Genomic DNA, 21,567 nt, shown 5'->3' on the forward strand with positions numbered 1-21,567 from the left:
GCAGACCTGGGCGCCGCCGCGCGCCGTCAGGCCGGGGCGTCGACGCCGAGCGCCCGGCACACCGCGAGCGCGCTCGTGACGCCGTCCTCGTGGAAGCCCCAGCCCCAGTATGCGCCGCAGTAGTGCGTGCGCTGCCGCCCGCTGACCTCGCCGTGGCGCCGCCCCGCTGCCACGGCGGCCGGGGTGCAGATCGGATGCCGGTAGACGAAGCGGCGCAGCACGCGCGCCGGGTCGACGAACGCGGTCGCGTTCAGCGTCACGCAGAAGGGGTGCGACGAGGGGAGTCGTTGCAGGCGGCTCATGTCGTACGTCATCGCGACGCGGTCGGTGTGCGTGCCCAGGTGGACGTTCCAGCTCGACCATGCCCGGCGCGCGCGTGGCAGCAGCGACGTGTCGGTGTGCAGCACGACGTCGTTCTCCTGCTCCGCGAACGCGCCGAGGACGTCACGCTCGGCCGCGCTCGGGTCGGCGAGCAGCGCCAGCGCCCGGCTGCCGGGCACGGCGAGGACGACGCGGTCGAAGCGCTCGGGGACGCCGTCCTGCGGCGTCACCGTGACGCCGTCCGCATGCCGCTCGACGCGGGCGACCGCGCAGCCCGTACGCACGCGGTCGCGCAGGGGCGCCGCCAACGCTTCGACGTAGCGCACCGCGCCGCCCGGGATCGTGCGCCACTCCGGCTGGCCGCGGACGCGCAGCAGGCCGTGGTGCGCGAAGAAGCGCACCACGTGGCCCGCGGGCATCGCCAGCACGTGCGCGGGGCGCGCGGACCAGATCGCCGCCGCCATGGGCACGAGGTAGTGGTCGCGGAACTCGGCCGAGTAGCCGTCGGCCGTGAGCCAGCCGGCGAGCGTCGCCGCGTCGCTCGCCGTCGCGGCGGCCTCGCGATTGAAGCGCAGCACGTCGCGCACCAGGCGGCGGAAGCCGGCCCGCAGGACGTTCGCGGGCTGCGCGAGGAGCGCGCCGAGCGAGCGGCCGCCGTACTCGATCCCGGGCGCGCGCACGCTGAAGCTCATGTCGCTCGGCTGGCTCGGCACGCCGAGCCGGTCGAGCAGCGCTGCGAAGCGCGGATAGGTTCCGGGGTCGAAGACGACGAACCCGGTATCGACGTCCCAGGTGCGGCCGTCCTGCTCGACGCGCACCGTGTGCGCGTGGCCGCCGATGCGGTCGTCGGCCTCGAAGACGACGACCGCGTGGCGGTCGGCGACGGCCCGGGCGACGACCAGGCCGGCCACGCCGGCGCCGACGACGGCGATGCGCACGCGCAGGGTCTTAGCCGGCGCCGGGGCGCGGCGTACACCGCCGCCGCGTCCCGAGCCGCGTGCGTCTACGCCGCGCGGCTGCGCGCGCCGGCGCGCTCGTCGCTGCGCACGGTCACGGTCGTCCCGCGCGCCATCATGCGCGCGAACATCGACCGCACGTGGGCCAGCGCGCGGCGGCCGCCCGTCCCCTGCACCGTGAGCTCGAGCCGGGCACCGGGGCCGGCCAGCCGGACGTCGTCGGCCAGGGTCTGCGCCAGGTACGGGGTGAGGCGCATCGAGCGCTCGACCCCGCGGTGCGCCAGCCCGGCCGCCGGCATCACGCGGGCGTGGACGGGGGGCGACTCGCTACCGGCGGCCTCGGCCCGCTGCGAGGTGGCGATGCGGTCGAGGACCACCGCCACCAGGTCGTCGTAGGTGCGGATCAGATCGAGGTAGCGCTCGGGGATGCGGATGCCGAACGCGCCCTCGAGGGCGATCGCCACCTCGAGCAGATCGAGGGAGTCGGCGGCCAGATCGTCCCGCAGCGACACGCTCGCCACGAGGTCCTGCGCCTCGACGCCCAGGCGATCGGCGACCACGCCGCGCACGCGGGGCTCCACGTACTCTTCCAGTCCCAGCCGCCCAGCGGGCAGCACCGTCGTCGTCTCATGCATCGTCGTCACCACGCCCTCACCGCGATCCCGCCTCCGCCATCCGTGCGCGGGCATTCATGCCTGACTCGCTTCAGCAACAACGATGCCGGCTTCCTGCCGCCACCGCTGCTGCCCTCCGGGTGAGCCCGGAACCCGCGTTGCCACTCGCACGACCAGCCCGCTGCCCGTCGGGCGAGCAGGGGGGGCGGCGCAGTTCGTCGCGGGGGCGCGGTGTCTACAGCGTCGGCGGGGCTTGCTCAAGGCCCGGAGCCTACCCGCCCGGGATGAGGCTGCGATGCCGTCCGGGTGACGTGTGCGTAACGTCAGGCCGGGGCCGTGAGACCGTTCGACGCGAGGGCTTCGACGAGCAGGGCACGTACCTGCGCCTCCCAGCCGAAGGAGACGTGGCTGCCATCGTACCACTCGATGCGCGGCCGCTCCCAGTGCGTCCACAGCGCGTGGACGCCGTGGGGCGGCACGAGGCGATCCGCGAGGGCGCCGTAGACGTAACGCCGCTCGCGCGGCACGCGCACGGGCAGGGCGAGGGGCGAGACGACCCGCACCAGCTCCTCGAGCCGATCCCAGGCCAGACCGAGGTGCTCGCTCAGCCGCAGGAGCGCCGGGGGGATGTTCCAGCGCGCGAGGCCGGTATGGCTCACCGCCGGGATGCCGGCGACGACGCACGCCAGCTCCGGCTCGAGCGCGGCGAGCAGCGCCGTCGTGTACCCGCCGAGCGAGAGGCCGTAGAGGCCGATCGCCGGCGCGTCGCGCTCGTGGCGCAGCCACGCGAGCAGGCGGCGGACGTCCCACGTCGCCTGCGCCTGGAGATGGATGGTGTCGAGGTAGTCGCCGGAGAGGAAGCCGTCTCCCGTGCGCCGGCCGACGGTGCGCGGCCCGTGTAGGGGCAGGACGGGGAAGGCGACGTTCAGCCCGAGCTCGCGGTGGAACCACGCCGCCGGGAAGCCGGTGAAGTCGACCAGCGGATAGCCCATGCGATAGCCGTGGACGCAGACGAGCCAGGGCCGCGGCGGCCCGGGGTGCTCGAGCAGCCACGCATGTGCGGTGCGGTTGCGCGCGTACCCGAGCCAGCGATCGCGTCCCGGCTCGCCCGCGTGCGGCTCGTAGCCGCTGTCCGCCGTGAGGTGGCCGTAGCGCAGCCCGCGCGAGCGGGCGATGCGCAGGTCGAGCGGCTCCAACGGCTCGGGCGTCAGGTGGTAGGCTGCCGGGTCGCCGAGCCAGCCGCGCTCCGTGAACAGCGCCAGGGCCTCGGTGCTCTCGGCCGCGATGCGGACCCGGTCGCCGTAGGGCACGAGCGGCATGGACAGCAGCTCGCTCACGAAGAAGACCTCGTCGAGCAGCATCTTGCCGACCAGGCTCAGCGAGTAGCGCGGCGACGGCGCACCGGCCGCTTCGCTCGTACCCGGGGTCACCCAGCGCGCGGCCAGGACGCCGGGGGCGAACACGGAGCGGAGCACGAGATCGAACATCCGGGCAGGGCGATGCGCGACGCACCGCGCTGCCCGTGTACTGCACCTGGCGCGAGGCTGTAAACCCGGAAAATCCCTGACGCGGAGCGCACGGCAGGTGCCGGCGCGGGCGCCGCTCAGCGGGCCGGGCGGAGCCCGATCGCGCGCCCGCGGGGGCGGGCGCGCGAGCCGCCGACGCGGCGGAACGTCGGCCGCGCGCGCCCGGTCGCCTCCGTGGGCCGGACGGGCTGGAGTGCGCGCCAGCGCCAGAGGCCGTCGCGCAGCCAGTCGGCCTCGATGCCGAGCGCGTCGCAGACGTTGCGGTATGCGTACGGCCAGGACACGTCCCGCGACGCGAACCAGTCGACCGCCTCGCCGTGCAGCCGCTGCGCGCGCCGGCCGGGATCGCGCGCCGTGCGCTGGAAGGTGGCGACCGCCTCCTCCAGCACCGCGAGCATGAGGCGCTTCTCGGGCTGCCTGGACGCGTCGAGGACGGCGGCCGGCGCCAGCGCGAACGGCAGCGTCGCGGCGTCGGCGCACGACGCGGGCTCGGACGCGGACGGCTCGCAGGCCATGAGCGCGTCGTCGCACATCCGTCATGGCCGTGGCAACGGCGAAACCTGTTCTCGACGTGTACGTATTGCATGCGTGGAAGAATGGGGCATAGGCCAATCCATGGTCTCGCTCCCGGGCGTCGAGACCGGTCCCGATCCGCGAATCCTCCGGCGCGCCGGCGACCTCGTGGCGGCCTCGATCACCCGCGCGCCGGGCTGCTGCGCGCGGCGCCGGCCCGCGCCGCGGTCAGTGGAAGTGGTGCCCGCCGTTGACGTCGAGCGCCTGGCCGCTGATCGCGCGCGACAGCTCCGAGGCGAAGAACACCACGGCGTCGGCGATCTCGTCCGAATCGGGGATGTGGCGCAGCGCCGTGCGCCCGGCGATGTCGGCGTGGACGGCCTCGTACGTCGTGCCCTGCTGCGTGGCGAGGAAGCGGAAGTAGCCCTCCATCTTGTCGCTCCAGATGTAGCCGGGCACGACCGAGTTGACGCGGATGCCGTGGGCGCCGAGCTCGCGGGCGAGCGTCTGCGCCGCCGTCATGAGCGCGCCCTTCGACGCCGCATAGCCGCCCATCCTCGGCTCGACGATGCGGATCGACATCGAGTTCACGAAGACGATGCTGCCGCGGCCCTGCGCCTTCATGTGCGGCACCACGGCCTGCGTGAGGGCGAGCGCGCCGAAGACGTTGACCTCGAACATGCGCCGCCAGTCCTCGAGCGCCGCCTCCTCGAACAGCGCCGTCGGATTCGACAGGAAGGCGTTGTTCACGAGCACGTCGATGCGGCCGAACTCCGCGCTCGCCGCGGCGGCGAGCGCGGCGCCGTCGCCGGCGCGGGCGAGGTCGGTGGGGACGGGGAGGGCACGGCGGCCGAGCGCGCGGACCTCGGCGGCGCAGGCCGCGAGCGCGTCGGCGCTGCGCGCGGCGAGCACGACGTCGGCGCCCTCGCGGGCGCAGGCGAGCGCGACCGAGCGGCCGAGGCCGGGGCCGATGCCGGAGACGATGCAGACGCGATCCTGGAGCAGCATGTCAGGCGTCCTCGAGGAGGGGGGCGACCTCGCGGCCGAACGCTTCCAGCTGGTCGCACAGCTCGTCGCACGAGCGGGTACGGAAGCGGACGCCGCAGTGGGAGACGCCCATGGCACGCAGCGCGCGCAGCGAGGCCGCGATCTCCTCGGCGCCGCCGCTGCGGGTGTTGGGGCCGGGGTCGAAGCTCGGCCGGCCGAGGTAGAGCCACTCGCTGTTGGCGCCGATCTCGATCGGCGCGTCGCCGCGGGTCTTCGCGCGCTCGGCGCGGATGGCGGCGATCTGCTCGGGCAGGCGGTCGCGGAAGGTGCCCTGCGGCAGCCAGCCGTCGCCGCGCCGGGCGGCGCGGCGCATCGCCGCGGGCGTCGAGCCGCCCACCCAGATGGGCGGTCGCGGCTGCTGCACCGGCCGCGGGCGCAGGCCGACGTCGCGGATCGTCCACGTCCGGCCTTCGTGGACGGGGAACTCGTCGAGGAAGGCCGCGCGTACGGCGTCGATCGCCTCGTCGAGCAGTGCGCCGCGGCGCGCGAAGTCGACGCCGAGGACGCCGAACTCGCCCTCGACGTGGCCCGCGCCCACGCCGAGGATCACGCGCCCGCCCGAGAGCGCGTCGAGGGTCATGAACGCCTTCGCCGTCTGCAGCGGATGGCGGTAGGGCGCGACGAAGACGTAGGAGAGGAGCCGCACCTGCTTGGTCGCGGCGGCGAGGAAGCCGAGGGTCGCGATCGGGTCGTACCAGACCGTCGACATGGCCGCCGCCTGCACCCGCGGCACGGCGACGTGGTCGCACACCGCGACGTAGAACGCGCCCCAGCGGTCCGCCGTGCGCGCGACGCGGACCAGCTCGGTGGTGCCCGCGGTCGCCTCCCACGGCTGCGCGAACAGCGTGCTCTGGGCGGCGATCGGCAGCTGGAGCCCCCAGGCGAGGCGGCCCGGGGGACAGACCTGGACGGCGCCGGTCATCGTGCCGCGGCGGTCCGCCCGCGCGCGCCGCCGCACTGCTGCTCGCGCAGGCGCGTCGTGCGATGCACCGGATCGGGGTCGAAGCGCGGGATCACCTCGCGGCCGAAGAGCTGGACCGAGTCGAGGGCGACGTCCTGCGGCTGCGTCGACGCCAGCACCCCGAAGATGATCTGGTCGCAGCCGACGTCGGCATACTGCTGCACCGCCTTCGCGCACTCGTCCGGATCGCCGACGATGCGCTGCCCCGAGGCGATGCGCTCTTCGAGCTGCTCGGGCGTCGGGTCGGGGATCAGCTGCGGCCAGGCGGGGACGCCGGCCGGGCGCGGGAAGGTGTCGAGGTACTTGAAGACGAGGCTCGTGTGGTAGCCGCTGCCCATGTCGAGCGCGATCTGCCGCGCCTTGCGGCGGTCCTGGTGGCAGACCAGCGCGGTCACGCAGGCGACGTTGTCGTTCACCCACTCGCCGACCGGCTCGGCATGGCGGACGGCATCCTTGTAGACCTTGATGAGGGGCGCGAAGTCGGCCGGCGAGCCGAGCGAGAAGCAGAGCGCCCCCAGCCCGAGCCGGCCCGCCTTCTCGAAGGTGGACGGGCTGCCGCAGGCGACCCACAGCGGCGGGTGGGGCTTCGTGAACGGCTTCGGCAGCACGTTGCGCTCGGGCATCGAGAAGTACTTCCCCTGGAAGGAGTAGCTGGTCTCGCGCCACATGCGCAGGATCTCGGGCAGCGCCTCGTCGTACATGGCGCGCGTGGTGTCGCCGTCGGGGATGCCGAAGCCCTTGAACTCGGTCGACGACGAGCCGCGCCCGGTGCCGAACTCGAAGCGCCCGCCGCTCAGATGGTCGAGCATGGCGACGCGTTCCGCCATGCGGGCCGGGTGATTCACGGGCGGCGTGATGTTGTAGATCGCCGAGCCGACGTGGATGCGCTCGGTGCGCGCCGCGACGTAGGGCAGGAAGATCTCCGAGGCGGAGATGTGCGAGTACTCCTCGAGGAAGTGGTGCTCGACCGACCAGACGTACTTCCAGCCGGCGCGATCGCACGCCTCGGCGAGCTCGAGCTCGCGCATGAGCCGCGAGTGCTCGGCGCCCTCCGGGTCCGCCTCCATCTCGTGCTTCGGGACGTGAGCCTGTACGAAGAGTCCGAACTCCATCGCTCGCGGGCTTACCAACTCGCCTGCGCGGGTGACAAGCTCGCCTCGCTGTGCCGCAGCGACACCGTGTCGGTCGAATTGCTTGCACCCACCGTGCGTCTACCTCACAACGGCCCCGGGGCACCTAGATCGCCCCGATTCCGACGATCCCAGTTAGAAGGAGTGCCATGCCGAACGACGACCAGGTCTGGGTCCAGCTGGCGACCCGCATCCCGAAGGATCTCCATCGCCGTCTGAAGCTCCACTGCGTCGAGACCGACGAGTCCGTGATGGGCTTCGTCGTGAAGGCGCTGACCGAGAAGCTCGAACGCGACACCAAGTCCGAGCGCAAGCGCGCCCGGGCCTGATCCTGCCGGCGCCGGCTCGTGCCGGCGCCGGCAGGACCACCCGGTGCATGTCCGATTCCCCGGGATGGTTCGGGCTTCACAGCTCCTTGGCCAGGAACCAGTGCGTGTGGCCGCGCGGGTGGTCGGGCAGCTCCCCGAACACCCGGTAGCCGAGCGGCTCGTAGAAACGCCGGCCCGCCTGGAAGCTGAACGTATCGAGCCACGCGCGCTCGCAGCCGCGCTCCTTCCCGAGCGCCTCCAGCGCGGCGAGCAGCCGGCGACCCCATCCCTGACGGCGGTGATGGTCCTCCACCCAGAGGATGTCGACGTGGAGCCAGCCGCCCCAGCACGCGCCCTGCGCTCCGCCGACGATGCGCGCGTCCGCGTTGCGCAGATACACGCCTGCTCGCGCCCAGTCCGCGTGTCCGCTGGCTGCCACGTTCCAGCGCCCGAGGGATTCCGCCACGAACGCGACGTCCTGCGCGGCCGGCGGCGTTTCGGTCGTCAGGTGCAGCGACATCGGCCGCCGATAGCCGGCCGATCCGGCGGCGACAACTACCCGCGCGCGCGGGCCACGAGGCCGAGCACGGCCGCGCAGACGGCCGGGTTCGCCGCGTGGACGATGCTCGTACGCCCTTCCGCGAGGCGTCGCGCGCGCAGCGGCCGGCCGTCGAAGTCGACCGACACGCCGCCCGCTCCGGCGAGGATCGGCACCGCGGGGATCAGGTTCGGCAGGTTCTCGTTGACGACGAGATAGGCGCCGCCCTGCGACTCGACCCACACCGGCGCCTGACGCCAGCCGAGCAGCATGCGGCCGAGCGCGGAGAGGTTCGCGTACTGGCGCAGGACGTCGAAGCCGCCGCCGCGATGCCGGTCGGCGAGCAGCGGGTAGAGCGCGGCGCCCAGCGCGCCGTCGCCCGGCTGCGCGGTCTCGTCGTCGTAGGCCTGGAAGACGTCGAGGTAGGTCCATAGCTGGCCGAGGTCGGTGGCGGTGGTGGTGAAGACGCGGCGCGGGACGGCGTCGGTCACCTCGTAGGTGACGAGGGCGTCGTCCTCCGGCAGCGTCACGAGGTCCTGGGGATAGGCGCGGTAGCGCGTGGGGTTGCCGTCGACGATCACCGCGGTCGTGAAGTCGCCCAGCGTGAGCGCCGCGCGCGGCGCCGTCGTCGGCGCGGTGAAGGCGAACGCTGCCGCCCAGCCGCCGTCGTTCGCGAGCCGCACGCGGTCGGGCAGGCGCGGGCCGAGGCCGGCCACCTTCACCGTGCCGTCGATGGCGTCCATGGCCGCCCAGATGCGCTCGGCGCCGGTGGCGCGCCCGAGGCGATGGCTCGCGTTGCCGGCCGCGTCGCCGGCGTCCCGCAGCAGCTCGATCGCGACCCCGAGCCGGTCGGCCAGCGCCTCCAGCCGCGCGAGGCCGAGCGCCTCGGCTTCGGCGTCGACGCGGCGGGCGCCGTAGCCGCCCTTCGGCTTGAGGAGCGAGGTCGTCGGCTCGGCGCGGCGCAGCGGATCCATCGCGTGGACGAGGGTCCGGATGTCGCGGCCCGCGGCGAGCGCGACCTCGGTGCAGGCGCGGGCGACGTCGGTCGGGCGCATACCTACCCGAGCCGCGCCGCGACCTGCGGCCACTGCTCGGCGTCGTGCCCGAAGACGAGCTCGGTGCCGCCGGCGGCGAGGGCGTCGAAGCGATCGAGGACGGCGCGCATCGCCGCCGGGTCGTGGCCGAACGCCGGCAGGCGGCGGGCGACGAGGCTTTCGCGCAGGTAGCAGGCGTCGGCGGTGAACAGCACGTCGCGGCCGTCGTCGAGCCGCAGCCGCAGCGACTGGTGCCCCGGCGTGTGGCCGTGCGTGGGGACGCAGACGACGCGGCCGTCGCCGAAGAGGTCGTGCTCGCCGTCGACCAGGCGGCGCGCGTGGCCGTGGTCCCAGTCGGCGCGCGCGAGGTAGCTCTGCGCCGCGAGGTCGGCGTCGTTCGCCGCCTCCCACTCGCGACGCTGCACGACGAGCGTCGCCTGCGGCAGCAGCGCGAGGCCGCCCGCATGATCGAAGTGGAGGTGCGACGCGATCACGAAGTCGACGCGGTCGGCGGCCGTACCGGCGGCGGCGAGCCGCCCGGCGACGTCCTCGCCGGCCCCGAGCTCGACGGTCCACAGCGCCGCCTGGGGTCCGAGCCGCGAGGCCGGATCGGTGCCGAGCACGGGATGCATGCCGGTGTCGAAGACCACCGTGCCGCGCGGATGCTCGATCAGGAGCGACGGAACCGGGACGCGCAGCGCGCCGCCGGCGCCGTCGAGGAAGAGGGCGGCGGGGCCGGTGAGCCAGCCGCAGGTGAGGGCCCGGACGCGCATGCCCGCATCATGCGCGTGCCGGCGCCGGCAGGTCGAGCGTGCGGCTCAGGAATCCGCGCCGCCGTACCGCGCGGCGACCTGCGGCCAGGTGTGCGCCTGCACGCGTGCGGCGAGGTGGTCGACGAAGCCCGTCTCCCAGGCGCACGCCCGCTCGCGGACGGCGGCGAGGTCGCGCAGGAGGTCCTGCCGGACGGTGCGGAACGCGGCGCGGTCGGTCCAGGGCTGGCGCGCGAAGCGTACGACGCGGCCGCGCCACAGCCGGGCGTCGACGCGTGCCGTGCCCGCCGCGCAGGTCGGCTCGGCGTCACGGGCCGCGCGGTCGAGGTTCTGGAGGCGATCCCAGCGCGCTCCCGACGAGACGCAGCCGGCCAGCGCGGCGACGAGGACGACGAAGAGGGGGCGCGGCAGGCGGGGCGGGCGCATGATGCAATCCGCCGACCAGCTCGCGCGGCACGCTCGCGCGGGCCTCGCGTGCCCGCGGTGCCCGGGGGCGTGACAGCGGCGTCGGGGGACTGACACCGCGGCGCCGCTGGGCTAGGAGCCGGACGCGATATGCAGGACTACGAGAAGCTCGGCGTCTTCTATCTGGGACGGGTCGTCGATCCGACCACCGCACGACCGACCGACGCGCTCCTGCTCTACGACGCGCGCGATCTCACCACGCACGCGGTCATCGTCGGCATGACCGGCAGCGGCAAGACCGGGCTCGGCGTCGCCCTCCTCGAGGAGGCGGCGCTCGACGGCGTGCCGGCGCTCGTGATCGATCCGAAGGGCGATCTCGGCAACCTCGCCCTGACCTTCCCGGCGCTGCGGCCCGAGGACTTCCGCCCGTTCGTCGACCCCGACGAGGCGGCACGCCGCGGGCAGAGCGTCGACGCCGCCGCCGCCGCGACCGCGGCCGCCTGGCGTGACGGCCTCGCAGGCTGGGACCAGGACGGCGACCGCATCGCGCGCCTGCGCGCGGCGGCGACGGTCACCGTCTATACGCCGGGCAGCAGCGCCGGCACGCCGCTCGCCCTGCTGCGCTCGTTCGCGGCGCCGCCGCCGGCGGTACGTGCCGACGTCGAGACGCTGCGCGATCGCATCGCCGCCGCGGCCGCGGGCCTGCTCGGGCTCGTCGGGCTCGACGCCGATCCGCTCCAGAGCCGCGAGCACATCCTGCTCGCGACCATCCTCGAGCAGGCATGGCGCGCGGGGCAGGATCTCGACCTCGGCGGGCTCGTGCGCGCCGTGCAGTCGCCGCCGCTCGAGCGCGTCGGCGTCATGGACCTGGAGGCGTTCTTCCCCGCGAAGGAGCGCTTCGCGCTCGCCATGAAGCTGAACGGGCTGCTCGCGGCGCCCGGCTTCGCGGCGTGGATGACGGGCACGCCGCTCGACGTCGGCCGCCTCCTCTTCGGCGACGACGGTCGTCCGCGCGTCGCCGTCGTCTCGATCGCGCACCTGTCCGACGCGGAGCGCATGTTCGTCGTCACGCTGCTCCTCGGCGAGCTGATCGCGTGGATGCGCACGCAGCCCGGCACGAGCACGCTGCGCGCGCTCCTCTACATGGACGAGGTCTTCGGCTACCTGCCGCCGACGGCCAACCCGCCGTCGAAGACGCCCCTGCTGACGTTGCTCAAGCAGGCGCGTGCGTTCGGCCTCGGCGTCGTCCTGGCGACCCAGAACCCGGTCGACCTCGACTACAAGGCGCTCACCAACGCGGGTACGTGGATGATCGGCCGCCTCCAGGCCGAGCGCGACAAGGCGCGTCTCCTCGACGGTCTCGAGGGCGCCAGCGCCGCCGCCGGCAAGGCGGTCGATCGCGCCTGGCTCGATCGCGCCCTCTCCGCGCTCGGGCCGCGCATCTTCCTCCTGCACGACGTGCACGAGGACGCGCCGGTGCTGTTCCAGACGCGCTGGACGCTGTCGTGGCTGCGCGGGCCGCTGTCGCGCGCCCATCTGACGCTGCTGCGTGGGGAGGAGGGGACGGCGGGCTCCGCAGCGGCGGTGGCGGCCGCGCCCGGCGTCGTGCCCGCGGGCGGGGGCGGACGCGACCGGCCGCCGCCGCCGCTCCGCGACCCGCCCCGTGCTTCCGCCCGGCGTCGACGAGTGCGTTGGCGCTGCCGGCGGGCTGGTCCGCGGACGAGGTGCACGGCTATCGCCCGCGCCCAGACTGCGCGCTCCACTACGTGCAGGCGAAGGCGAACGTCGACGTCTGGGGGAGGACGTGACGCTGCTGGCGCCGGCGCCGGACGCCGCGGCGGGGCTCGCCGTGGACGGACGCCCGTCCGGCCGCCGTCGCCATGGGCGAGCCGGTGCCGGGTGTGGGCTTCGCGCCGCTGCCGGCGGCCGCGGGCCGTGCGGCCAGCCACGCCGCGTGGCGCAAGGCGCTCGTGGCGCACCTCCAGGCGTCGGCCGCTCGTCCTCCCACGCCGCGCTCGGCGCGACCCAGCAGCCGGGCGAGAGCGAGGGGGCGTTCCGCGGCCGGCTGGCGGCGCTCGCGCGCGAGACGCGCGACGCCGCGGTCGCGAAGCTGCGCGCCGCTGGACGAAGCTCGAAGCCCTGCGCCAGCGCCGGCGGCAGGCCGAGGAGCGGGCGCGACGCGAGCAGGCGCAGGTCGGCGAGCAGACGCTGGCGACGGCCGTCTCCGTCGGCTCGACGCTCCTCGGCGCGCTCTTCGGCCGCAAGCTCGGCAGTGCGACCAACGTCGGCCGGGCGGCGGGCGCGGTGCGCGCGGCCGCGTCAGCGGCCGCGAGCGCGCCGACGCCGCCCAGGCGCAGGAGAACGTGGCCGCGGTCGAGGCCCGGCTCGCCGAGGCGCAGGCCGCCTTCGACGCCGAGGCGGCGGCGCTCGCCGCGACCGTCGAGCCGGCCACGCTGCCGCTCGACGAGCTGCGCATCGCGCCGCGCAAGGGCGATCTCGCCGTCACGCGCCTCGCGGTGGCGTGGGTGCCGCATCGCCTGCGGCCGGACGGGCGCGACGAAGCGGGCGCGTGAGGGGGGGGCGGGCCGCGGCCCTGCGCTGCGGCCCGTCAGTCGAGCGTCGTCGCTTCGCGCCGGGCGGCGATCGCGTCGAGCTTGGCGTGGAAGCCCCCCCAGTCGTCGACGGCCGCGATCGGCGCCCACAGCGCCTCGATCTCGTCGACGAGGAGCGTGCACGGGGCGGCGGCCCGGAAGTAGGGCAGGGCGAGCCGCGCGGGCGCCGCCGGGGCGTGCGCCTCGAGCCGCGCGCGCAGCGGTGCGAACGCGGGCTCGGCATAGGCGTCGGCCGCGGGCGACGCGGCCGCGCGCGGGGCGCTGGCGGCGCCGCCCCACCAGTCGAAGAAGAAGCGATCCCAGCCGACGCGGCGCGTGCCGAGCCAGGCGAACAGCGACTCGACGAGGAGGGCGTCGTCGTCGGCGTTGCGCGCGCACAGGCCGAGCCGGGCGAGCAGCGCCGCCGGCAGCGCCTCGCGGAACGCCGGTGCGTAGGCGCCGAGCGCCGGCGCCAGCTGGGCGCGCGTGCCGAGCGGAGCCAGCGCGTCGGCCAGGCGCTCGCAGTTCCACTGCACCACGGCCGGCTGCCGCCCGTAGGCGTAGAGGCCGGTCTCGTCGAAGTACGCGGCGGTGAAGGTCGGGTCGCAGTGCGGCAGGAAGCGGTACGGCCCGTAGTCGAAGCTCTCGCCGGTGACGTTCATGTTGTCGGTGTTGAGGACGCCGTGCACGAAGCCGGCCGCCATCCACGCCGCTGCGAGCCGGGCGCTGCGGATGGTGACCGCGCGCAGCAGCGCGAACGGCGCGTCGCCGGCGCCGCGTGCCTCGGGCAGGTAGTAGGCGATGCAGTGCTCGACGAGGCGCCCGAGATTCGCGACCTCGCCCTCGTAGGCGAGCCGCTGGAAGGTGCCGAAGCGCACGTGGGAGTGCGACAGGCGCACCAGCACCGAGGAGCGCGTCGGCGACGGCTCGTCGCCCCGCCACAGCGGCTCGCCGGTCTCGAACAGGGAGAGCGAGCGCGACGTCGGCACGCCGCACGCCTCGAGCATCGCCGTCGCCAGCACCTCGCGCACGCCGCCCTTCAGCGTGAGGCGCCCGTCACCGCCGCGCGACCACGGCGTCTGCCCGCTGCCCTTGGTGCCGAGGTCGAGGAGGCGGCCGTCGACGGCGTCGTGCAGCTGCGCGAAGAGGAAGCCGCGGCCGTCGCCGAGCTGCGGGTTGTAGCTGCGGAACTGATGGCCGTGGTAGCGCAGCGCGAGCGGCCGCGGCAGGTTCTCCGGCAGCGGCTCGAAGCGCGCGAAGTGCGCTTCCCACTCGGCGTCGGTGAGCCCGCCGAGGCCGATGCGGCTCGCGGCCTCCTGGTTGCGGAAGCGCAGGCGGTGCTCGGGGAAGCGGGCCGGGGCGACGACGTCGTAGAACGCGTCGCCGAGCGCGGCATGGACCGGGGCGGGGCGATAGTCGGGTGCAATCGGCATGGGGGGCGAGGCGAGCCCGCAGGCTTAGCGGGCCGTCGCCGGCGGCGCCATGCCGGCGAGGCGTCCGACGCCGGGGAGGAAGCGCCCGGTGCGCGCGGCCCAGCGGAGGTACGCGGCGCCGTGCGTGCGCACGAGGTACGGCTCCTCGGCGGTGCGTACCTGGAGCTCGACGCCGGCCAGCGTGATCGCGAACGCGAGCGTCGCGAGCGGCCCGGGCACGAGCAGCAGGAGGCCGGCGAGGCCGATCAGCATCGCGGTGAAGATCGGGTTGCGCACCCAGCGGAACGGGCCGTCCGTCACCAGGGCGGTGCGCTCGCTCGGGTCGACGCCGATGCGCCACGAGGTGCCCATCGCGAGCTGCGCCCAGAGGGTCCCCGCGGTCCCGACGGCGACGAGCGCGAGGCCGGCCCACAGCGTCGCCGGTCGCGCGAGCGGGGGCCACGGCGGCGCGGCCCCCGTCCAGGCGAGGACGGGCGCGGCGACCGTCGCCGCGCAGCCGACGACGAAGAGCACGCCGCCCCACCACTCGGGCGAGAGCGGCCGGCCGTGGATGCCGCGGAAGCCGGTGGAGCCGGTGCGGCGCCACTGCATCCAGCTGCGCCAGACGAAGGCGAGGCCGACGAAGAAGGCGGTGGCGAGGCAGGCGACGGCGGTGCGATCGAGCATGCGCTCAGCATGCGAGCAATTGCTCGGATTCGCTACTCGGGTTAGACGCGCCCCATGCACGCCCGTCGCTCCGACCGTCTCGCCCCGCGCCGGCGCCCCCGCCAGGCCCGCGCCCAGGCCACGTCCGCCGCCATCCTGGAGGCGGCTGCTCGGGTTTTCGCCGCCCACGGCTACGCGGCGGGGACCACGAACCGCATCGCCGAGCGCGCCGGCGTGTCGGTCGGGTCGCTCTACGAGTACTGGCCGAACAAGGACGCCATCCTGAGCGCGCTGCTCGAGCGCCACCTCGACGAGGCGCACGGCGTCCTCGCGCCGCTGGTCGCCGAGGCGCGCGCGGGCCGGCGGTCGCTGGCCGCGATCGTACGCGGGTTCGTCACGGCGATGGTGGCGCTGCACGCACACGAGCCCGCGCTGCACCGCGTGCTCTTCGAGGAGGCGCCCATCCCGGCGCGCCTGCGGCGCGGGCTCGTGGCGATCGACGCCGCCATGGTCGACGGGATCGCGGCGCTGCTGCGCGAGCATCCCGACGCCCGCGTGGCCGACGCGACGCTCGCGGCGACGCTCGTGGTGCACACCGTCGAGGCGCTGACCCACCGCCTCGTGCTGCACCTCGGCCGCGCCGCCGACCGCGAGGCCTGGATCACCGAGGTGACGGCGCTCGTCGTGCGCTACGTGGCCGGGGACCCGCGCGCGCGCCCCGTCGCCTGAGCCGCGCGGGCTTTACGGCGCAGCGCGCTTCCGGGTACGAGGCGGCCATGGCCGCGCCGACGTTCGCCATGCGCGACGATTCGCTCGACGAGCCGCTCGCGGACCTGCTGCCGCGCGTGCGCGCCGCGGCCGAGCGCGCCGAGCGTGAGCGCCGTCTCCCGCCCGAGCTCGCCGCCGCGATGGCCCGCGCCGGCGTGTTTCGCCTGGCGGTGCCGCGCGCGCTCGGCGGGCGGGAGGCGCCGGTGTCGACGCTGCTCGCCGTACTCGAGGCGATCGCGCACGCCGACGGCGCCGCCGGCTGGTGCGCGATGATCGGCGCGACCAGCGCGGTGGTGAGCGCGTACCTGCCCGAGGCCGAGGCCCGCGCGATCTGGGGCGAGGCGCCCGACGTCGTCACCGGCGGCGTCTTCGCGCCCACCGGCACCGCGGTCGAGGACGGCAGCGACTGGCGCATCGCCGGCCGCTGGCGGTTCGCGAGCGGCTGCCAGCATTGCGACTGGCTCATGGGCGGCGTCCTGGTCGCGACGGACGGCCGCCCGCAGGCGCGCCTGGCGCTGTTCCCCGCCGCCGACGCCCGCATCATCGACACCTGGGACACCGCCGGGTTGCGCGGCACGGGCAGCCACGACATCGCGGTCGACGACCTGCGCGTGCCCATGGCGCGCACCGTGTCCCTCGTCGACGAGCGCCCGCACGCGGCGGGGCCGCTCTACGCCTTCCCGGTCTTCGGCCTGCTCGCGCTCGGGATCGGCGCCGTCGCGCTCGGCATCGCGCGGCGCGCGTGGGACGAGCTGCTCGCGCTCGCGGGCACGAAGACGCCGACCGGCATGCACCGCCCGCTCGCCCAGCGGGGCGCGGTCCAGAGCGAGGTCGCGCAGGCCACGGCCGAGCTCGAGTCGGCGCGCACCTGGCTGTGCGACACGGTCGGCAGCGCCTGGAACGTCGCCCTGCGCGGCGGCGCGCTCGACCTCGCGACCCGCGCCCGCCTGCGCCTCGCCGCCACCCATGCGACCGCCGCCGCCGCCCGCGTCACCGACCGCATGTACGGCGCCGGCGGCGGCACGGCGATCTACGCCGCGAGCCCGCTCCAGCGCTGCTTCCGCGACGTGCACGTGGCGACGCAGCACATGATGGTCGCCCAGCCCACGCTCGAGCTGACCGGCCGCGTGCTCCTCGGCGTCGACGCCGACACGAGCATGCTGTGACGAGCGACGCCCGCGTGCCACGGAGTACCTGCTGGCCCGCGACCGGTGTCCGCGGCGGAGGCGGAGCGCCGCGGGCAAGTGAGCCGGGGCGTCGCGGCGGCGGCGCTCGCCGACGCGACGCTCGCCTGCGCGCGGCGTCCGTACGTGCATTCCTGCCTTGACAGCTCGTGCGGCAACACAGTTTTCTCCGAGCATGACCGCCGCCGCCGACGACCCCCCACCGTCCGACGCGCTCGAGAGCCTGGAGACCCTCCAGGCCATGCTGATCGCGGCCATGGGGCTCGTCCGCAAGATCGAGGGCGACCCGCTGCTGGCGCGGTGGCTCGCAAGCTTCCACGCCATGCCCGCGGCCGATCGCCCGGTGGTCATCGAGGCGGTCGAGCGTGAGGTGAAGGCGAGCGTCGTCACGCGGGCCACGCGGGTCGTCACCGGACAGACGATGCACCCGAATCCGCATGCGCGCCTCTACCTGCGCTCGATGGAGCGCGACGTCCCGCGGTCCACGGTCGAGACCGAGGCGATGCGCCGCGCGACCCTGCGTGCGATGCAGGCGGTCGGCGTGGTGACGGGGACGCCGGAGATGTTCGGCGAATGGCGGGTCGCGACGGCGGCGGCCCTGGCGGGGCTCGACGGGCCGCAGCGCGACGCGATCGAGATGCTGGCGCGGGAGTTCATGCGCATCCTCGACCAGCCGGTGGAGGCGCCGCCGCCGCGCGCGACGCCGGCGACGCCGGCGCGCAGCTCGCGCGGCAGGAAGAGCAGGCCCTGACGCCGTGACGCCCGCGGGGGCGCGCCGGGTGGCCTTCACGGTGCGTGCGGTGGAGGAGGGGCTCCGGCTCGATCAGGTGCTGGCGCTCCGCGTGCCGGGGCTCTCGCGCCGCCAGGCACGCGTGCTCCTCGACCTGGGCGGCGTCTTCGTCGACGGCCGGCGCGTGCGCATCGCCGGCCGCGGCGTGCGCGCAGGGCAGGCGATCGTCGCGCACGTGGGCGGGGCGCTCGCGCGGGCCACCAAGGACGTGGGCCGCGCCGCGCGGGCGCGCGACGAGGCGGCGCTGCCGCCGGTGCCGGTCGTGCATCAGGACATGGACGTGATCGTCGTCGACAAGCCGCCCGGCATCCTCTCGGCACCGACGCCCGAGAGCGATCGCACGAACCTCGTGAGCCTGCTGTCCCGGCGCACGCAGCCGCCCGAGCCCGTGTTCCTCGTGCATCGCATCGATCGGCCCACGAGCGGGCTCCTCGTCTTCGCGCGCTCGGCGCTGGCGAACCGTGCGCTCGGGGAGGCGTTCCGCACGCACGACGTGGAGCGCGAGTACGTCGCCGTCGTGTGCGGCGCCGTCCCCGACGCGCTCGCGACGATCGACGCGCCGCTCGGCGGGCGGCGCGCGGTCACGCACCTCGCCGTCGCCGGGCGCCTCGGCACGGTGGCGACCGTGCTGCGTTGCCGCCTCGAGACCGGCCGCACGCACCAGATCCGACTCCACTGCCGCGGCGCCGGGCATCCCGTCCTCGGCGATGCGGACGTCGCCGTCGCGGGCGGGCCCGAGCCGCCGCGGCTGGCGCTGCACGCCGCGGTGCTCGGCTTCCGGCATCCGCGCAGCGGCGAGCCGCTGCGCTTCACGAGCCCGCTGCCGGCCGACCTCGCCGGCTGGCTCGAAGCTCTGCGTACGCGCGTCGCCGCGGGCGCGTGACGCGGCCCGGCCGGCCCGCTCGTCAGGCGCCGAGGAACTCGAGCACGGCCGGGTTCACGATCTCGGCGCGCTCCTGGTGCACGAAGTGCCCGGCGCCCGGGACCTCGAGGACGCGCAGCCCGGCGGGGAAGCACGCCTCCATGCCGGCCGCGATCTCACGGCCGATGCAGCCGTCGTCGGCGCCGTGTACGTAGAGCGCCGGCGGGGCGAGCGGGATGCCGCTCGCCGCGATCGCGCCGTCGAGCTGCGCGGGGTCGCCGAACGGCGGTCCCATCGTCTGGCGATAGTAGCCGAGGGCTGCGGCGGCCGTGCCCGGGCGGCGGAACGTCTCCTTCACGTGTGTCAGCCACGCGGACGGCGGCGTCCACCCGGGCGACCAGTCGCGGACGAGGCCGTCGATCATCGCGAAGTCGTCGTGCGCGAGCGCGCGTTCGGCGATGGGCTGCTGGAAGAAGAACATGTACCAGCTGCGCCGCTGCTGCGCGTAGTCGTCGCGCAGCGCCGCGAAGAAGCGCGGCCCGTACGGCACCGCCATCGTGACCAGCCGGCGCACGCGCTGCGGCGCGAGTAGCGCGCCGAAGTAGGCGGCGACGGCCCCCCAGTCGTGCCCCATGACGATCGCGTCGTCGGCGCCGAGCGCCTCGACGAGCGCGCCGACGTCCTCCGCGAGCCCCATCGCGTCGTAGCGGCCGTCGCGCGGTGCGCTCGTCGGCCGGTAGCCGCGCATGTACGGCATGACGACGCGGAAGCCGGCGCCCACCAGCGCCGGCAGCTGCGCCTGCCAGCCCTGCGGCCCGTCGGGGAAGCCGTGCAGGCACAGGACGAGCGGGCCGTCTCCCTGCTCCCGCACCGCGAAGTCGACGTTCGGCGTGCGGATCGTGCGTTCGGTCATGCGGCGCTCCTAGCACGGCGGCGGCGCCAGGCCATCTTGAGCGCGAACGCGAGGCGCGCGAGCGGCCCCTCGCCCGGCTCGACGCCGAAGAGCGCCGGGAAGCGCAGGAAGAGCGCGCGGTCGCCGCGCAGGCGGATGCGTCCGGTGAGGAGGCCCCACACCGGGCTGCGCTCGCCGCGGTGGACGGCGAGCCAGAACGTCGCGGGCGCGCGCAGGGTCAGGTCGGGCGCCTCCGTCGCGCCCGGCCGCAGCTCGCAGCGGCGGTCGGCGATGCGCATCACCCAGTCGCCGCCGCCGGGGCCGGTGAGCACGAACTGCACCGTGGCGCGCAGGTCGCCGGCCTCCGACGGCCGGAAGTACTGCGGCATCCAGCGCATCATCGCGTCGACGTTCTGCGTGCGGATGCGACGCAGCGGCACCAGCCGGACGTTGCGCCAGGAGTCGCCGGCTCGATCGACGGGTGTGCGCCATCGTCCCGGCGGGATGCCGTAGCGTGCACGCGCGCCCGGCGTGTCGATGACGAAGCGCGCGTCCTCTTCGCCGCGCGTGTGCGTCAGCGGCTTCAGGGTCTCGTCGAGGTAGCGGCGGCGGACCTCCTTGTCGCCGTGGAACGCGGCCTCGATCTCGGCGGGACAGGTCGCGACGCAGTTGAAGCAGCGGTACTCGACGCGGAACGACAGCGCCTGCCAGAGCGCCGCGATCTCGTTGTCGGCCCAGCGGGCGCGAAACGCCTTCGGCGAGCGCTCGACGAGGTCGCCGACGAGATCGAGGAAGCCGGGGATCGAGTCGCGATAGGTGTGGTTGTAGCAGGCGAAGAAGTCGAAGGTGCCGTCGGGCTTGATCGCCTCGGTGGGGCACGAGGCGACGCACAGGTTGCAGGTGAGGCACGGGTTCCAGCCGGTCGGCGCGTCGGCCCGGGGCCACTCGAGGTTGGTCAGCACCGTGTCGAGGAGGCAGTAGGCGCCGAAGCGGCGGTGCAGGAAGTTGCGGCTCGTGCCGATGACGCCGAGGCCGGCGGCCTGCGCGACCAGCTTGTGGCTGAGCGGCCACAGCTTGTCGGCCCAGCGCTGGCTCACCTCCTGCGGCCAGCCGACCGTGGTCGTCACGCCCTCGCCGCCGAGCGAGCGGATGTAGCGCACGGCGTCGTGGCCCATGCGGAAGACGCGCTCCTCGCAGGCATAGAGCTCGTGGTTCGCCGTCGGCAGGTAGCGCGACTGCATGGCGGCGCGGTTCTCCTCGCCGACCAGACAGACGAGGGAGCGCGCGTGCGGGTAGACGTAGAGGATCTCGTCGCGCTCGTGGGCGATCGCCGGGTCGTCGATCGAGATCACGCCGACGTCGTCGGCGAAGGTCGCGACCCGAGCCTTGAAGGCGTCGAGCGGGACGGGCGCCGGCACGGCGCGGCCCGGCACGGGGTTCGGCGGCTGCGGGCGGTACGGCCAGCGCCACGCGGAGGGCGGCGGCACGCCGCTCGCCGGCATCGGCTTCGGGCGGCCGGGCGGCGGGAAGGGGAAGGGCCAGTCGGTGTGGGCGCGGCGCGGGGGTGCGGACATGGGCGGCGTCTCCTCGGTTTACACCGTCAACCTCGTGGGGTGGCGACGCGAGGCGACAGCCAGGCGACCGCGGCCTCGATGACCGCGTCGCGCACGGCGTCCGCCTGGCCGTCGGTGGTGAGCGGCGTCAGGCCGGCCACGGCCAGGGTCGCGGCGCCGTGGATCTGGGCCCACACGGCGGTGGTCGCGACGGTGAGGTCGAGGTCGGCGCGCAGCTCGCGGCGCGCCAGCCCGCGCTGGAGGACGTCGCGCACGAGCATCAGCGTGAACATCTCGCGCTGCACGGCTTCGCGGTGCGGCGCGCGGCCGGGCGGACCGTGGAACATCAGGTCGAAGTAGCCGCGGTGCTCGAGGGCGAAGCGGTGATAGCCGCGGCCGAGGGCGCGCACCTGGTCGAGGGCGGGGCCGTCCGGGTCGTCCGGGCGCAGGTAGCCGGCGAGCAGCTGGTGGCCCTCGATGCGCAGGTGGTCGAGGACGTCGTCGATCGAGCGGAAGTGCAGGTAGAGCGCCGTCGCGCTGACCCCGACCGCGGCGGCGATCTTGCGGGCCGACAGGCCATCGGCCCCGTCGCGCTGCCAGAGGCGCCGGGCGGCGGCGAGGAGGGCGCTGCGCAGATCGCCGCGCCGCACCGTGCGCGCCCGGCGCGCGACCGCGACGGCCCGCCCACGCGTGGTGGTTGACACCGTTCACCTGGGTACGGGGTCG

At 75.2% G+C, this 21,567-nt stretch carries 22 protein-coding genes and 1 pseudogene; 7 read left to right on the top strand and 16 right to left on the bottom strand.

Annotation, left to right across the window (positions count from 1 at the left end; translation table 11 throughout):
• Positions 1 to 26: 26 nt before the first annotated feature.
• From KIT14_07770 to KIT14_07800, 7 genes are all read right to left on the bottom strand, one after another.
• A complete protein-coding gene (locus tag KIT14_07770) occupies positions 27 to 1,259 on the bottom strand; it encodes an FAD-dependent oxidoreductase (protein ID MCW5890436.1) in 1,233 nt (410 codons plus the stop codon).
• Positions 1,260 to 1,324: 65 nt separating this feature from the next.
• Complete coding sequence (locus KIT14_07775; GenBank protein MCW5890437.1) at positions 1,325 to 1,921, bottom strand: acyl carrier protein; 597 nt, start codon at positions 1,919 to 1,921, stop codon at positions 1,325 to 1,327.
• Positions 1,922 to 2,214: 293 nt separating this feature from the next.
• The gene (locus KIT14_07780; protein ID MCW5890438.1) at positions 2,215 to 3,378 is read right to left on the bottom strand and encodes an alpha/beta hydrolase; all 1,164 of its coding nucleotides are present in this window, start codon (positions 3,376 to 3,378) and stop codon (positions 2,215 to 2,217) included.
• Between the two features lie 116 nt (positions 3,379 to 3,494).
• Positions 3,495 to 3,950 carry a hypothetical protein gene (locus KIT14_07785; GenBank protein MCW5890439.1) on the bottom strand — a complete coding sequence of 152 codons (456 nt, stop codon included), beginning with the start codon at positions 3,948 to 3,950 and terminating at the stop codon, positions 3,495 to 3,497.
• Between the two features lie 208 nt (positions 3,951 to 4,158).
• Positions 4,159 to 4,938 carry an SDR family oxidoreductase gene (locus KIT14_07790; protein ID MCW5890440.1) on the bottom strand — a complete coding sequence of 260 codons (780 nt, stop codon included), beginning with the start codon at positions 4,936 to 4,938 and terminating at the stop codon, positions 4,159 to 4,161.
• Position 4,939: 1 nt separating this feature from the next.
• Entirely contained in the window at positions 4,940 to 5,899 is a 960-nt protein-coding gene (locus KIT14_07795) for a TIGR03619 family F420-dependent LLM class oxidoreductase (protein ID MCW5890441.1), read from the bottom strand.
• Positions 5,896 to 7,050, bottom strand: a complete 1,155-nt coding sequence (locus tag KIT14_07800; protein ID MCW5890442.1) for an LLM class flavin-dependent oxidoreductase — start codon at positions 7,048 to 7,050, stop codon at positions 5,896 to 5,898. Before KIT14_07800 ends, KIT14_07795 begins: the two co-directional genes overlap by 4 nt.
• A 167-nt stretch (positions 7,051 to 7,217) precedes the next feature.
• Here KIT14_07800 and KIT14_07805 point away from each other — a divergent pair, with 167 nt between their 5' ends.
• Positions 7,218 to 7,397, top strand: coding sequence for a hypothetical protein (locus KIT14_07805; GenBank protein ID MCW5890443.1), 180 nt, complete (start codon positions 7,218 to 7,220; stop codon positions 7,395 to 7,397).
• Between the two features lie 76 nt (positions 7,398 to 7,473).
• On the opposite strand, the gene KIT14_07810 is transcribed toward KIT14_07805, so the two are convergent.
• The 4 genes from KIT14_07810 to KIT14_07825 are packed head-to-tail and all read right to left on the bottom strand — an operon-like array spanning position 7,474 to position 10,144.
• Positions 7,474 to 7,896, bottom strand: a complete 423-nt coding sequence (locus KIT14_07810; GenBank protein MCW5890444.1) for a GNAT family N-acetyltransferase — start codon at positions 7,894 to 7,896, stop codon at positions 7,474 to 7,476.
• A gap of 35 nt (positions 7,897 to 7,931) precedes the next feature.
• The gene (locus tag KIT14_07815; protein MCW5890445.1) at positions 7,932 to 8,969 is read right to left on the bottom strand and encodes a hypothetical protein; all 1,038 of its coding nucleotides are present in this window, start codon (positions 8,967 to 8,969) and stop codon (positions 7,932 to 7,934) included.
• Between the two features lie 2 nt (positions 8,970 to 8,971).
• Positions 8,972 to 9,721: an N-acyl homoserine lactonase family protein gene (locus KIT14_07820; protein ID MCW5890446.1), complete on the bottom strand. Its 750-nt coding sequence runs from the start codon at positions 9,719 to 9,721 to the stop codon at positions 8,972 to 8,974.
• 45 nt (positions 9,722 to 9,766) lie between these two features.
• Positions 9,767 to 10,144, bottom strand: a complete 378-nt coding sequence (locus KIT14_07825; protein MCW5890447.1) for a hypothetical protein — start codon at positions 10,142 to 10,144, stop codon at positions 9,767 to 9,769.
• Positions 10,145 to 10,273: 129 nt separating this feature from the next.
• Here KIT14_07825 and KIT14_07830 point away from each other — a divergent pair.
• Positions 10,274 to 11,653 (top strand): annotated as a pseudogene (locus KIT14_07830) (ATP-binding protein).
• Positions 11,654 to 12,486: 833 nt separating this feature from the next.
• Complete coding sequence (locus KIT14_07835; GenBank protein ID MCW5890448.1) at positions 12,487 to 12,696, top strand: hypothetical protein; 210 nt, start codon at positions 12,487 to 12,489, stop codon at positions 12,694 to 12,696.
• Positions 12,697 to 12,731: 35 nt separating this feature from the next.
• Here KIT14_07835 and KIT14_07840 read toward each other — a convergent pair whose 3' ends face one another.
• Both KIT14_07840 and KIT14_07845 read right to left on the bottom strand, forming a co-directional pair.
• Complete coding sequence (locus tag KIT14_07840; protein ID MCW5890449.1) at positions 12,732 to 14,147, bottom strand: YdiU family protein; 1,416 nt, start codon at positions 14,145 to 14,147, stop codon at positions 12,732 to 12,734.
• A 24-nt stretch (positions 14,148 to 14,171) separates the two neighbouring features.
• Positions 14,172 to 14,813, bottom strand: coding sequence for an isoprenylcysteine carboxylmethyltransferase family protein (locus KIT14_07845; protein MCW5890450.1), 642 nt, complete (start codon positions 14,811 to 14,813; stop codon positions 14,172 to 14,174).
• A gap of 54 nt (positions 14,814 to 14,867) precedes the next feature.
• On the opposite strand from KIT14_07845, the gene KIT14_07850 reads away from it, so the two are divergent.
• From KIT14_07850 to KIT14_07865, 4 genes are all read left to right on the top strand, one after another.
• Complete coding sequence (locus KIT14_07850; GenBank protein MCW5890451.1) at positions 14,868 to 15,521, top strand: TetR family transcriptional regulator; 654 nt, start codon at positions 14,868 to 14,870, stop codon at positions 15,519 to 15,521.
• 68 nt (positions 15,522 to 15,589) lie between these two features.
• The gene (locus KIT14_07855; GenBank protein ID MCW5890452.1) at positions 15,590 to 16,726 is read left to right on the top strand and encodes an acyl-CoA dehydrogenase family protein; all 1,137 of its coding nucleotides are present in this window, start codon (positions 15,590 to 15,592) and stop codon (positions 16,724 to 16,726) included.
• Positions 16,727 to 16,919: 193 nt separating this feature from the next.
• Positions 16,920 to 17,495 carry a hypothetical protein gene (locus tag KIT14_07860; GenBank protein MCW5890453.1) on the top strand — a complete coding sequence of 192 codons (576 nt, stop codon included), beginning with the start codon at positions 16,920 to 16,922 and terminating at the stop codon, positions 17,493 to 17,495.
• Between the two features lie 4 nt (positions 17,496 to 17,499).
• A complete protein-coding gene (locus tag KIT14_07865) occupies positions 17,500 to 18,417 on the top strand; it encodes an RluA family pseudouridine synthase (GenBank protein ID MCW5890454.1) in 918 nt (305 codons plus the stop codon).
• A gap of 22 nt (positions 18,418 to 18,439) precedes the next feature.
• Here the strand turns inward: KIT14_07865 and KIT14_07870 are convergent, their stop codons facing one another.
• Genes KIT14_07870 through KIT14_07880 form a run of 3 tightly spaced genes read right to left on the bottom strand, consistent with a single transcriptional unit; the run spans position 18,440 to position 21,545 of the window.
• Positions 18,440 to 19,309 carry an alpha/beta hydrolase gene (locus tag KIT14_07870; GenBank protein MCW5890455.1) on the bottom strand — a complete coding sequence of 290 codons (870 nt, stop codon included), beginning with the start codon at positions 19,307 to 19,309 and terminating at the stop codon, positions 18,440 to 18,442.
• On the bottom strand, positions 19,306 to 20,862 hold the full coding sequence (locus KIT14_07875; protein ID MCW5890456.1) for an SCP2 sterol-binding domain-containing protein: 1,557 nt from the start codon (positions 20,860 to 20,862) through the stop codon (positions 19,306 to 19,308). The genes KIT14_07870 and KIT14_07875 overlap by 4 nt, the downstream gene beginning before the upstream one ends.
• A gap of 26 nt (positions 20,863 to 20,888) precedes the next feature.
• On the bottom strand, positions 20,889 to 21,545 hold the full coding sequence (locus tag KIT14_07880; protein ID MCW5890457.1) for a TetR/AcrR family transcriptional regulator: 657 nt from the start codon (positions 21,543 to 21,545) through the stop codon (positions 20,889 to 20,891).
• Positions 21,546 to 21,567: the final 22 nt, after the last annotated feature.

The sequence above is a fragment of the bacterium genome (assembly GCA_026129405.1).
In the GTDB taxonomy this organism is placed as follows: Bacteria; Desulfobacterota; Binatia; order DP-6; family DP-6; genus JAHCID01.